Origin of the sequence: Lichenicoccus roseus (genome assembly GCF_005844085.1) — a bacterium.
Taxonomy (GTDB): domain Bacteria; phylum Pseudomonadota; class Alphaproteobacteria; order Acetobacterales; family Acetobacteraceae; genus Lichenicoccus; species Lichenicoccus roseus.
This window is the reverse complement of sequence record NZ_VCDI01000001.1, coordinates 854,745-867,449: the sequence shown is the minus strand read 5'-3', so window position 1 is coordinate 867,449 and position 12,705 is coordinate 854,745. Positions and strand designations below refer to the sequence as shown.

Here is a 12,705-nt window from a genome sequence, read left to right as displayed (position 1 = left end):
CCTGGCGCGCGAATGGAGAGATAAAGGCGCCCCTTTCAAACCGGAACCGATCGATGAGCGCGTCGCCTGCCTCCGTCATCCCCGTGCCGTCCGCGCCCGCTTCTCCCGCCGTACAGACCACCCCGGCTGCCCTGACGACCTGGACGCCCGGAAGCTGGCGCGGCGCCCCGATCAGGCAGGCACCGAGCTATCCGGACGCGGCGTCGCTGGAGGCGGTCGAGGCCCGGCTGCGCCGGTATCCGCCGCTGGTATTCGCCGGCGAGGCGAGGCGGCTCAAGCAGCAGCTGGCACTTGCCTCCGAGGGACGAGCCTTCGTGCTGCAAGGCGGCGCCTGTGCCGAAAGCTTCGGCGAGTTCACCGCCGACATCATCCGCGACACCTTCCGTGTCCTGTTGCAGATGGCCGTCGTGCTGACTTTCGGCGCCAAGGTGCCGGTGGTGAAGCTCGGCCGCATGGCCGGGCAGTTCGCCAAGCCGCGCTCGTCCGACCATGAGACGGTCGAAGGCGTCAGCCTGCCGTCCTATCGCGGGGACATCATCAACGGTCCGGACTTCACCGCAGAAGCGCGGGTGCCCGACCCGGCACGCATGGAGACCGGCTACTTCCAGTCGGCCGGTACCCTCAACCTGCTGCGCGCCTTTGCCTCCGGCGGCTATGCCAACCTGCATCAGGTGCATCGCTGGAACCTGGGCTTCGTCGAGCGTTCGCCGCTCGCTGCCCGCTACCAGGATCTGGCGGAGCGCATCGACGAGACGCTTGGCTTCATGGGCGCATGCGGGCTGGCGACCGCGCCACAGATCAACGAGACCGAGTTCTACACCAGCCACGAGGCGCTGCTGCTGCCGTACGAGCAGGCGCTGACGCGTGTCGATTCCACCACCGGCGACTGGTACGGCTGCTCGGCGCATTTCCTGTGGATCGGCGACCGCACGAGGCAGGTCGATGGTGCGCATGTCGAGTTCCTGCGCGGCGTGCGCAACCCGATCGGCATCAAGGTTGGCCCCTCCAGCAATGCTGACGACCTGCTGCGGCTGCTCGACATCCTGAACCCGTGGGACGAGCCCGGGCGCATCACCCTGATCAGCCGGATGGGGGCCGAGGGCGTGCGCCGCCACCTGCCGCCGCTGCTGCGCGCGGTGACCCGGGCCGGCCGGCGCGTCACCTGGCTGTCCGACCCGATGCACGGCAACACCATCTCGACCTCGTCCAAGGTCAAGACGCGCTCGTTCGACGCCATTCTGTCGGAGGTGCGCGGTTTCTTCGACGTGTTCGCCGCCGAGGGCGTGGTGCCGGGCGGCGTGCATGTCGAGATGACCGGCCAGGACGTGACCGAATGCGTCGGCGGCGCGTTCCAGCTTACCGAGGCCGATCTATCCAACCGCTACGAGACCTTCTGCGACCCGCGGCTGAACGCCGAGCAGTCGCTGGAGCTGGCCTTCCTGATTGCGAACGAGCTGACCTCGCGCCGGCGCGCGGGGGCCTCGACTGGAGAAACCGGCACTTGAACAGGCCCGAGCTCGAAGCGACCGACGACGCGACCATCACGGCGCGCACCGACGTCTATTTCAATCGAACCCGCGCCATCCTGGCCCGCTTCGGCGACGTGCCGGTCACCTACGCACTGTTCCTGCGCCGGCCGGTGCTGTCGGCGCCGCGCCTGCTGACCGACTGGCTGGCGCAGGTCGCCTCCGCGCGCGGCATCGAGGTGCGGTGCGAGACCATGTTCGAGGAGGGCGCCTGGGTCGGCGCCGGCGAGCCGTTGCTGTATATCACCGGCAGCTTCCTGCATCTGGTCGATCTCGAGACGCTGCTGCTGCAGAAGCTGGGTCCGGCCTGCGTCGCCGCGCACAACGCCTACCGCATGTGCCTCGGCCTGCCGAAGGCGCGCTTCCTGGCCATGCAGGCGCGGCACTGCGCCGGCTTCGAGATGCAGGACATGATGGACTATGCGGCCTCCGTCGGCAGCCGGGCCGCACAGAAGGAAGGCGCGCTCGGCTTCGTCGGCAATTCGACCGACGCCACCGCGGGCTACTACGGAGCGTCAGCCGGGTTCGGCACCATGCCGCACGCCCTGATCGGCTATGCCGGCAGCACGCTGCGCGCCGCCGAGATGTTCCACGAGACCTTTCCGGATGCCGACCTCACCGTGCTGTCGGACTATTTCGGCCGCGAGGTCACCGACTCTATCGAGGTCTGCCGACGCTATCCTGAAATGGCGGCGGCCGGTCGCATCGCGGTACGGCTCGACACCCATGGCGGCCGCTACCTCGAGGGGCTGGATCCGCAGGAAAGCTACGCCGTGCTGGAGCGGCACACGCCCGGCACCATCCGGCGCTACCGGTCCGAGACCGAGTTGCGCTACCTGGTCGGCACCGGGGTATCGGCGGCGGCGATCTGGCGCATGCGCGAGACGCTGGATGCGGCGGGCTTCGACCGCGTCCGCATCGTCGCCTCGTCGGGTTTCGGCGTCGACAAGTGCCAGGTGATGTCGGATGCGGCGGCGCCGATCGACGTGGTCGGCACCGGCTCGTTCATTCCCGACACCTGGTCGGAAACCTACGCCACCGCCGACATCGTTTCGTATGGCGACCGGCAGAGCGTCAAGGTCGGTCGCGAATTCCTGCTGCGCCGTGCGTCGCAGCGGAGCAATGGGAAAGCCGTAGCATGAGCGACCTGTTCGCACCGGAAGGTGGCTTCGTGGTGCGCATCCTCGATCTCTCCGGGGCGTCGGCGGACAACATCGTCGAGGAGGTCAAGGGCTTCCCGACCATGATGCATGCGAATGCGTTCGCGCGCGCCTACGTGCGCGACAGCGTCGAGCGTTGCCGGGTGCCGGGTACGGCATCGCGCGAGGTGCTGGCGTCGTGGTTCGCCTATGGCGAGGACGCGGAAGTCGTCGATGCCGGCGAGCAGGGCTGGAAGTCCGCCAACGAACTCGATGACTTCGTGGCGCATCCGGCGTCCGAGATCGAGCGCGACTGGCGCACGCTGGATCCGCGCCTGGAGGAGCCGGTCGATCCCGACGCAGTGCTGGAAGACCTCGACGACGACGAGGAAGTCGAGGAGCCCGACGAGGACGAGCGCGGGGGCCACGCGTCGTGAAGCTGCGTTTCGCACCCAGCCCGACCGGCCTGCTGCATGTCGGCAACGCGCGGCAGGCGGTCGCCAATGCGCTGTTCGCGCGACGGCATGGCGCCACCTTCCAGCTGCGCATCGACGACACCGACAGCACCCGGTCGAAGGAGGAGCATGTCGATGCCATCAGGCACGATCTGACCTGGCTCGGCCTTGAGTGGCAGGAAAGCTTCCGCCAGACCGAGCGGCTGGCGTCCTACGAGGCGGCGGCTGAGCGGCTGCGTGCGTCGGGCCGGCTGTATCCGTGCTTCGAGAGCGAGGAGGAGTTGCGCGCCAAACGCGAGCAGCGCATCCGCCAGCACCGGCCGCCGGTCTATGACCGCGCCATGCTGCGTCTCACCGCCGAGCAGCGTGCCTCCGCAGAGGCCAACGGGAAGGTGCCATACTGGCGCTTCCGGCTCACCGACGGCACCGTCATGTGGGACGACCTGGTGCTCGGCCGCACCCAGGTGAAGCTGCCGGCGATCTCCGATCCGGTGCTGATCCGCGCCGACGGCACGATCCTGTACAGCTTCGCCTCGGTGGTGGACGATCTCGAGACCGGCATCACCCATATCGTGCGCGGCGAGGACCACGTCACCAACACCGGTGTGCAGGTCGACATCGCCATGGCGCTGGGCGCGTCGCCCCACCGGTTCAGCTTCGGCCATCTGCCGCTGCTGCTCGACGAGGCGGGCGGCAAGCTGTCCAAGCGCTTCGACGGATTGTCGCTGCGCGCGCTGCGGCAGGATGGCATCGAGGCCACGGCGCTCGTGTCCTATCTGGCGCGCCTCGGCAGTTCCGAGGATCCGCATCCGCTCAGCCTGGACGAACTCGCCGCAACCTACGACCTTGCGCATATCTCGCGCTCGGCGGCGCGCTTCGATACGCGGCAGTTGCTCGCGTTGAACCGACGCACCATGCACGCAATGCCGTTCGAGGCGGTGTCGGCGCGGCTGCCGGTCGGCGCCACGCCGGAATTCTGGTCGGTGGTGCGCGGCAATGTCGACATGCTGAACGAGGCCCGGCACTGGTGGGACGTCGTCGGCGGCAGCATCGTGCCGCCGCCGCTGGAAGGCGAAGGCGCGTTCCTGACCCAGGCGCTCGACTTGCTGCCCGAGGAGCCGTGGCACCGGGAGACCTGGCACGAATGGACCAACAGCCTGCGCGAGCCGTCCGGCCGCAAGGGGAAGGCACTGTTCCTGCCGCTCCGGCTGGCGTTGACCGGGGAAGAGAAGGGACCAGAGCTGAGCGACCTGCTGCCGCTGATGGGCCGCGAGCGCGTCGCCGGCCGGCTGCGCATGGCGGCGAGCTGACGATCGTTCCGCAGGCGGCTCTTGCGCCGGTCGTCAGGTGCAATATAACCAGTATACGCGTTTTTCGGGAGACTGCGTCGCACTAGCGGCATGACGGAAGCATCGGGGGCATAGGCATGCACAACGTGCGACTTGGCTGCTGCGATCTTTCATGTCCCTGAATCCTGTCCTTGCCGAGGTTACCGACCGCATCGTCCGCCGTTCAGCGACGACCCGGCGGCGCTATCTCGACTTGATTGGCCGGCAGCGCGAGCGCGGCGTTGCCAGGCCGCGCCTGCAGTGCGGGAATCTCGCGCACGGCTTCGCCGCCTCCGGCGAGGACAAGCGCGCGATCCGTGGCGGTCGCTCGATGAACATCGGCATCGTCACCGCATACAACGACATGCTGTCGGCGCATCAGCCCTATGGCCGCTATCCCGACCAGATGCGCCTGTTCGCGCGCGAGAAGGGCGCCACCGCACAGGTTGCCGGTGGCGTTCCGGCGATGTGCGACGGCATCACCCAGGGCCAGCCGGGCATGGAGCTGTCGCTGTTCAGCCGCGACACCATCGCACTGTCGACCGCGATCGCGCTCAGCCACGGCATGTTCGAGGGCGCCGCCCTGCTCGGCATCTGCGACAAGATCGTGCCCGGCCTGCTGATCGGGGCGCTGCGCTTCGGCCATCTGCCGATGGTGCTGGTGCCGGCGGGACCGATGCCCTCCGGCCTCGCCAACAAGGAGAAGCAGCGCGTACGGCAGCGGTTCGCCGAGGGCGTGGTCGGAACCGAGGAGCTGCTCGAGGCCGAGGCCGCCTCCTACCACGATGCCGGCACCTGCACCTTCTACGGCACCGCCAACACCAACCAGATGATGATGGAGGTGATGGGGCTGCACATCCCCGGCGCCGCTTTCGTCCCACCCAACACGAAGCTGCGCCAGGAGCTGACCCGGGCGGCGATGCACCGGCTGGTGGAGATCGGCTGGGACGGCAACGATTACCGCCCGCTCGGCCGTTGCGTGGACGAAAAGGCGATCGTCAATGCCGCCGTCGGACTGGTCGCCACCGGTGGCTCGACCAACCTTGCGATCCACCTGCCGGCGATGGCGCGCGCCGCCGGTATCGTCATCGACTGGGAGGATCTCGACCGGCTGTCGTCGGCAGTGCCGTTGCTGGCCCGCATCTATCCGAACGGCTCCGGCGACGTGAACGATTTCCAGGCCGCCGGCGGCATGGGCTACGTGATCGCGACGCTGCTGGAGAGCGGCCTGCTGCACGACGACATCATGACGGTGTCGCCTGACGGTTTTGCCGCCTACACCCGCACGCCGAAGCTGGAGGCGGACCGGCTGGACTGGAGCGAGCCGCTGCCGGCTTCGGCCGACCGGAGCATCCTCACCTCCGCGACCCACCCGTTCCGCTCGGATGGCGGCATGCGGCTGCTGCAGGGCAATCTCGGGCGCGGCATCATCAAGACCAGCGCGGTGGACCATGACCGCTGGACCATCGAGGCCGAGGTCGCGATCTTCGAGGACCAGGACGACGTGGTCGCCGCCTTCCTTGCGGGCAAGCTCGATCGCGACGTGGTGGTGGTGGTGCGCTTTCAGGGACCGTCCGCCAACGGCATGCCGGAGCTGCACAAGCTGACGCCCCCGCTCGGCGTGCTGCAGGATCGCGGCTACCGGGTGGCGCTGGTCACCGATGGCCGTATGTCGGGCGCCAGCGGGAAGGTCCCGGCTGCGATCCACATCACTCCGGAGGCGCTGCCATCCGGTCCGCTGGCAAGGCTGCGCGAGGGCGACGTGATCCGGCTCTGCGCGCTGAACGGCACCCTCGACGTGCTGGTCGCGGCACCCGAGCTTGCGATGCGCGCGCCGGTGTCGCCGCCGGTTGCGACAGAAGGCACCGGACGCGAGCTGTTCGCCTTCATGCGTCACGGCGTCGACAGCGCCGAGCATGGCGCATCGGCGATGTTGACGGCGATGGAGCACGCATACGCATGATCTCGGCACTGACGCCTCACGGGGGGACGCCTCACGGGGGGACGCCTCACGGGGGGACGCCCCACGCGGGTCCAGGATCCGGCGGCTCGGAGATCGACCGCATCATGGCGCTGTCGCCGGTGATACCGGTGCTGGTGATCCAGGACGCCGCCCATGCGCGTCCGATCGCCGAGGCGCTGGTGGCGGGCGGACTGTGCGTGCTTGAGGTCACGCTGCGCACCGGGGCCGCCCTCGATGTCATACGCGAGATGTCGCAGGTCGAAGGGGCGGTGGTCGGTGCCGGCACCGTGCTGAACCAGGACGACCTCGAAGCCAGCCTGGAGGCGGGCGCGCGATTCATCGTCAGCCCCGGCCTGACCGAGGGCCTCGGCCGCGCCGCCATCGCGAGCGGCGTGCCGTTCCTGCCGGGCATCGCGAATGCCGGCGACATCATGCGCGGGCTGGATCTCGGCCTCGACCGCTTCAAGTTCTTCCCGGCGGTGGCGTCTGGCGGCATCAAGGCGCTGCGTGCGCTGTCGGCGCCGTTCGGCCGGGTGCGCTTCTGTCCGACCGGCGGCGTCGACGAGGCGTCCGCCGCCGAATGGCTGGCGCTGCCGTTCGTGGCCTGCGTCGGCGGCTCCTGGCTGGTGCCGCCGGTCGCCACCGACGGCCGGGGACCGGACGTGGCGGAGATCCGCCGACGGGCGGCGCAGGCGGCAGCTTTGTCCGGTATTGCCTGAACCGGCGGATCGCTACGCCGGTCGCCTTGCGTCGATCAGTGCGTCGGTGGCCCGAACGAATCCGCGACCAGTGTCTCGGCAGCCGCCGCGGCCAGCGCAAGGGCGGTCGTGGGGGAAATCCCGAGTGCATGCGACGCCGAGCCCGCGTAGTTCCGATTGCGCGGGTCATACTCTGCAACCGCGAGCAGTGGCGACTTCCCGGTAATGCGACCGAGCAACGTCAGGGCATCGAGATAGGCACCGTATTTGCTCGGATGATACCCGATCGGGGTTTCGCAGCAGGCGAGCAGCGGATCGCCATCCCACAGATCGACTGGCGCGGCTTGATCCGGAAGGAACGGGTCGCGCTGCGCGAAGCGGTCGCGGATTGCCGTCGCCCACGCATCGCCGTCCGGTGAAACCGCGACGTGGCTGTTGGCGGGATATGCGGCGTTGTACGAACTCGCCACGGTGTCGTAGGCGGCGTGCAGGCCGGAGGTCATCGCATCGATCGGATCACGATCGCCGACATAGGGCGCATAGGCCGGATTGCCGCCCTTCTGCACCGGCGTGCTGATGCCGAACAACGGGAGGCTCGGGTTGTTGCTGGTGTAGCCATACGAGGCGAGCGCCTGCGTCTGGGCAAGGATGATGCGGGCGAGGGGACGCCCCGCCGCCCGATCCGCCGCATCGATGTCGGCGATCAGGGCCGTGACCGAGGATTTGAAGCCCGCCGGATTGCCGCGCGTCGGCACCAGCGTGCCGTTGACGTCGATGGTCGGCGGCAGCGGTGCGAAGCTTTGTTCCTGCAGCACCACATCGGTGAATTTCGGGTTGGTGATGAGCGACAGATCGCCCTTCTCGTTGCCGCTGTTGTTCGCGTAACCGGTCAGCGTTGCACTGCTTACCGCGACCAGCGAGACGTCGTAATCCAGGCCGACCTCCCGGGTCAGCTGCAGGAAGATCCCGGCGACCCCGCCGAACGGTCCGACCTCGGTATATTGCGCGGACGGATTTGCCTGCAAGAAGGCGAGCTTCCCGAGCGTCGTGGCGCCCGGCGTGTTGGCCGGCGTCGGCAGGATGCGCGGCTGAGCCTCGGCGCCGGTGCATGGCAGCGACGGGCAGAGGAGGTCGTGCACCAGCGCGCCGCCGGGCGCATTGCCGGGTCCTGCATTGTAGTTCAGGGCGGGCGGGTATCGCCCATGCGTGAAGCTGTCCCCGACGAACAATATGCTCACCGGATCAGCCAAGGCCCTGCTCGCGCCCGCCATTGAGAGGGCAGCGCAAGCCGCAGTCGCCATCATCGACTTCCAGTCCCAGCCCATCGACCCTTCCTCCCTGCTTGCTGTCGGCAGTAGAAGCGAGCCTGACTATTGTCAAATACATGATGGACTTGTTTATCATTACGTTCAGAGTATTACGATGGAACTCCGTTATCACGTGGCCGGGGAAGGCCATGTGATCCGGGCGGCGGCCCGGGTCTCGCCGACCGATGACCGGAGATTTTGCGGAAAGTCTCGCCGCCGGCTTCAATTGGTGCTGTCAATTCGCGCCTGATGTGCGACCAAGAAGCTTGCTGCCACTTTATTTCGAGAGGCCGACCAAAGAATGGATCAATCCGTAGCGGCTGGGACAGATCCCGAGGAAGTGGCGGCGCAGGACGAGGGCTACCACAAGGGCCTCGGCAACCGTCAGGTGCAGATGATCGCCATCGGCGGCGCCATCGGCACCGGACTGTTCCTCGGCGCCGGCTCACGCCTGCAGGCGGCCGGTCCGTCGCTCGCCATCGTCTACCTGGTCTGCGGCGTGTTCTCGTTCCTGATCCTGCGCGCGCTGGGCGAACTGGTCATGCACCGTCCGACCTGCGGCAGCTTCGTCTCCTATGCGCGGGAGTTCCTCGGCGAGCGCGCCTCATTCGTCGCCGGCTGGATGTCGTTCCTGAACTGGGCAATGACCGGTATCGTCGATATCACCGCCGTTGCCCTCTACATGCACTACTGGGGCACTTTCGCCGACGTGCCGCAGTGGGTGTTCGCGCTGATGGCGCTGTTCATTGTCACCTCGATGAACATGATCGGCGTGAAGTATTTTGGCGAAATGGAATTCTGGTTCTCGCTGATCAAGGTGGTGGCGCTGTCGCTGTTCCTGATCGCCGGCGCCGTCATCCTTGGTGTCCGCATGCCGGTCGGCGGCCATACCACCGGGCTGCACCTGATCAGCGACAACGGTGGCTTCTTCCCGCACGGCATCCTGCCGGCACTGGTGCTGGTGCAGGGCGTGGTGTTCGCCTATTCGGCAATCGAGCTGGTTGGCACCGCGGCGGGCGAATGCGAGGACTACGAGAACGTGGTGCCGCGCGCGATCAACAGCGTGATGTGGCGCATCGCCCTGTTCTATGTCGGCGCCGTGGTGCTGCTGACGCTGCTGCTGCCCTGGACCGCCTACAAGGCCGGCACCAGCCCGTTCGTCACCTTCTTCCAGACGCTCGGCGTGCCCGGCATCGGCACCATCATGAACATCGTGGTGCTGACGGCGGCGCTGTCGAGTCTGAATTCCGGCCTGTATTCCACCGGCCGGGTGCTGCGCGCGCTGGCGCTGGGCGATTCCGCGCCGCGCTTCCTCGGCTACATGAACCGCCATTCCGTGCCCGCCGGCGGCATCCTGATGACGGTCGGGATCTACCTGGTCGGCGTCGTACTGAACTACGTGGTGCCGAGCCAGGTGTTCGAGATCGTGCTCAACATCTCGGCGCTCGGCATCGTCAGCACCTGGGGCTTCATCCTGGCAAGCCAGATCATGTTCCGCCGCGCGGTGCGTCGCGGCGAGGTGAAGGCGCCGACCTTCCGCATGCCGGGCGCACCCTTCACCTCCTGGCTTTCGCTCGGCTTCCTCGCCGCCGTGCTGGTGCTGATGGCGTTCGACTATCCGGACGGCACCATCACGGTCGCCACCATCCCGCTGATCGCGGCGCTGCTGGCGCTCGGCTGGTGGAGCCTGCGCCGCACCCCGCCGATCCTGATGCCCGCAACCATTCCGTCTATTACCCTGACACGCGATATCCTCGAGCGCCGCGACTGAGGCCGATGCGCTGGCTCGGACCCGCCGCCGCCCTCGTGGCGGTGGCACTCGCTCCGGGGTGTGCCGAAGCCGCCACGTCGTCCGCCTCGCCGCCCGAGCAGTGGTATACCGGCTCCCTGTTCTCGCCGTCCGGCGCGGAGGCCGAAGCAGGTGAAATGGCGATCGAGCCCTATCTCGAGGGGGTCGACGAAGTCGGCAGGTACGACAGCCACGGCCACGTGCAGACGATCGACCCGCAGAACTCCCTCTCGCAATCGACCCTGCTCAAATATGGACTGACCAACCGGCTCTCGATCTATTCGTTGCCTGACTTCGCCTGGGGATTCGGGAAGGATGGCGCCACCAGCGGGATCAAGGCCGGCGACCTGCCGATCGAGCTGCAATACCGGGTGCTGGATGCGGACAAGCCGCGTTTCATCCCGGCCGTCACCGGCTTCCTAGGAGTCGGCATACCGACCGGTGACTATGACCGGCTGAGCCGCACGCAGGATGGCGTCGGCTCCGGAGCCTGGTTGCTGCGCTTCGGCTTCGTGGCGCAATCCGAGGTCAAGCCGGAGCCACGATACCCGCTCAGGATCCGGTTGTGGGCAGTCGGACGGCAGCCGTTCGCGACGGTTCCGGTCAGCGGCACGAGCGTGTACGACACCCCCGCCGGCTTTGCCGGGCGTGCGCGGGTCGGCTTCTCGGGCAATGCCGGCACCTCGCTCGAACTCGGCCTCACCCAGCGCTGGGTGCTGGCACTGGACATCTACCGGGTCTGGGCCGACGGCACCGACATCAGGGGGCGCGTCGCGGACGGTGCCGTGCCGTATGTCAGCAGCGAAGGCGCATCCGGGACCTGGAACGTCGGACCGGCGGCCGAATACAACTGGTCCGCCACCCAGGGCGCGATCCTTGGCGTCATCGTGCCGTTCGATGGCCACAACACGACCCGGTCGATTACGCCCGACCTTGCGGTCAACATGGTGTTCTAGGTCCCGCGCGCAATCGCCGGAACGACATGACAATCACCTCGATCTTCTTGAGGATGACCAGTTCTCGTCAGGTTTTCGCAGTATCGCTCCCGCCGAAACACGTTGCCTTATGTCAAATATAAATCTCCATGGTGGATGCGCCCTGTCAGCAGCGGGTCTCGATGCGCCGGCGCGCACGAGGGCCTGATGGCGTTGGCGGAGACGTTGAAGAGCCCGATCGTGCATGCGTTGGGCGGGAAGGAGCATGTCGACTACGACAACCCCTACGATGTTGGTCTGACCGGCTTCATCGGGTTCTCATCGGGCTATGCCGCGATGCACGCCTGCGACGTGCTGCTGATGCTCGGCACGGACTTTCCGTACAAGCAGTTCCTGCCCCAGGGGGTGCGCACGGCGCAGGTCGACATCCGTGCTGAGAATCTCGGCCGCCGCACGAGGCTCGACCGCTGCAACACCTCCGTAACGAGTGGCACTTCTCTCCTGAAGGGGCGACGACCGAGCTGACGAACAGCCCCGCCATCCTGCCGGGCCGGCAGCGCCATCGCATCGCAATCGGCCTTCGCGATGATGCCATCGAGCCCTGGGCCGGAGCGAGTGCGGCATCCCCCCATCTTGGAACTTGAAGCAGTCGGGCGCATGTTCCCTCGCGGAGAGCAAGGGAACGGAAGATGACGCTGCAGGCCGGCTCGGAGGCGCACAAGGCGCTGTTCTGCCAGGATTTCATCGACACCCACCAGACCTTCGACCCGGAAACGCTGCCCTGGCCGGAGCTGACCGACGTGGAGCTGGCTCGGTTGCGGGGGGTGCCGTTCTGGCAGGAGGTCTACCATACCGAGCGGCGCGCCGGCGCCATCGTCGATGCCTTCACACCGCAGATCACCGATCCGATCGTGCGCGAGGCGGTGCGAATCCAGGGGATCGAGGAGGCAAGGCATGCCAGGCTGATCAAGGTGATGATCGACCGCTACGGCATCGATGCGCACGAGCAGCCGATGGAGAAGTTTCCCGCCGACCTGGAGACCGCCTTCATCGATTTCGGCTTCGGCGAGTGCCTCGACGCATTCCTCGGCTTCGGCGCCTTCAAGACCGCGCGCGAATCGTCGTTCCTGCCGGAGGGCATGTTCGAGATCTTCGACACGCTGATGTTCGAGGAAACCCGGCACATCGTGTTCTTCATCAACTACATGGCCTGGCGCGAGAAGCGTCGCGGCCTCGGCGGCCCGCGCCGCGCGATGAAGTCGGCACGCTTCTACGCCCGCGCCGGCAAGCGGCTGTTCGGCATGGTCAACCGCGGCCAGGAGGCCAACGACGGCAAGGATTTCGCAGTCACCCAGGCCAACATGTTTCTCGACGGCTTCTCGTTCCAGCGCTTCGTCGAGGATTGCGTCAACGAGAACGCCAGGCGCATGGGCGAACTCAACCAGCAGCTGATGCAGCCCAGGCTGCTGCCGAGCATGGCGTCGCTGGCGCTGCAGGGCCTGCGCGTGTGGGAACTGACGCGGCCGCACCTGCGCCGCCGCGAGGCGGCCTGACCTCGGCCACCT

11 protein-coding genes are annotated in these 12,705 nt (G+C 67.4%); 10 read left to right on the top strand and 1 reads right to left on the bottom strand.

Annotated elements, in window-relative coordinates; translation table 11 throughout:
- Window positions 1-53: 53 nt before the first annotated feature.
- From FE263_RS03860 to eda, 6 genes are all read left to right on the top strand, one after another.
- Complete coding sequence (locus FE263_RS03860; RefSeq protein ID WP_138324586.1) at window positions 54-1,505, top strand: class II 3-deoxy-7-phosphoheptulonate synthase; 1,452 nt, start codon at window positions 54-56, stop codon at window positions 1,503-1,505.
- The gene (locus FE263_RS03855; RefSeq protein WP_138324585.1) at window positions 1,502-2,668 is read left to right on the top strand and encodes a beta/alpha barrel domain-containing protein; all 1,167 of its coding nucleotides are present in this window, start codon (window positions 1,502-1,504) and stop codon (window positions 2,666-2,668) included. The genes FE263_RS03860 and FE263_RS03855 overlap by 4 nt, the downstream gene beginning before the upstream one ends.
- Window positions 2,665-3,102, top strand: coding sequence for a hypothetical protein (locus FE263_RS03850; protein ID WP_138324584.1), 438 nt, complete (start codon window positions 2,665-2,667; stop codon window positions 3,100-3,102). Before FE263_RS03855 ends, FE263_RS03850 begins: the two co-directional genes overlap by 4 nt.
- Entirely contained in the window at window positions 3,099-4,430 is a 1,332-nt protein-coding gene (gene gltX, locus FE263_RS03845) for a glutamate--tRNA ligase (RefSeq protein ID WP_138324583.1), read from the top strand. The genes FE263_RS03850 and gltX overlap by 4 nt, the downstream gene beginning before the upstream one ends.
- Before the next feature lie 151 nt (window positions 4,431-4,581).
- Window positions 4,582-6,411: a phosphogluconate dehydratase gene (gene edd / locus FE263_RS03840; RefSeq protein ID WP_138324582.1), complete on the top strand. Its 1,830-nt coding sequence runs from the start codon at window positions 4,582-4,584 to the stop codon at window positions 6,409-6,411.
- A gap of 104 nt (window positions 6,412-6,515) precedes the next feature.
- Window positions 6,516-7,130 (top strand): bifunctional 4-hydroxy-2-oxoglutarate aldolase/2-dehydro-3-deoxy-phosphogluconate aldolase, encoded by a 615-nt coding sequence (gene eda / locus FE263_RS03835; protein WP_171033913.1) that lies wholly within the window; start codon window positions 6,516-6,518, stop codon window positions 7,128-7,130.
- A 35-nt stretch (window positions 7,131-7,165) separates the two neighbouring features.
- Here eda and FE263_RS03830 read toward each other — a convergent pair whose 3' ends face one another.
- Window positions 7,166-8,347, bottom strand: a complete 1,182-nt coding sequence (locus tag FE263_RS03830; RefSeq protein ID WP_138324580.1) for a hypothetical protein — start codon at window positions 8,345-8,347, stop codon at window positions 7,166-7,168.
- Between the two features lie 370 nt (window positions 8,348-8,717).
- Between FE263_RS03830 and FE263_RS03825 the strand changes: the two genes are divergently transcribed.
- The 4 genes from FE263_RS03825 to FE263_RS03810 all read left to right on the top strand — a co-directional run bounded on the left by FE263_RS03825 (window position 8,718) and on the right by FE263_RS03810 (window position 12,693).
- Window positions 8,718-10,187 (top strand): amino acid permease, encoded by a 1,470-nt coding sequence (locus FE263_RS03825; protein WP_138324579.1) that lies wholly within the window; start codon window positions 8,718-8,720, stop codon window positions 10,185-10,187.
- A gap of 5 nt (window positions 10,188-10,192) precedes the next feature.
- The gene (locus tag FE263_RS03820) at window positions 10,193-11,161 is read left to right on the top strand and encodes a hypothetical protein (RefSeq protein ID WP_240758968.1); all 969 of its coding nucleotides are present in this window, start codon (window positions 10,193-10,195) and stop codon (window positions 11,159-11,161) included.
- Window positions 11,162-11,296: 135 nt separating this feature from the next.
- The gene (locus FE263_RS03815; protein ID WP_205880244.1) at window positions 11,297-11,665 is read left to right on the top strand and encodes a hypothetical protein; all 369 of its coding nucleotides are present in this window, start codon (window positions 11,297-11,299) and stop codon (window positions 11,663-11,665) included.
- 164 nt (window positions 11,666-11,829) lie between these two features.
- Entirely contained in the window at window positions 11,830-12,693 is an 864-nt protein-coding gene (locus FE263_RS03810; protein WP_138324578.1) for a hypothetical protein, read from the top strand.
- The last annotated feature ends 12 nt before the right edge of the window (window positions 12,694-12,705 follow it).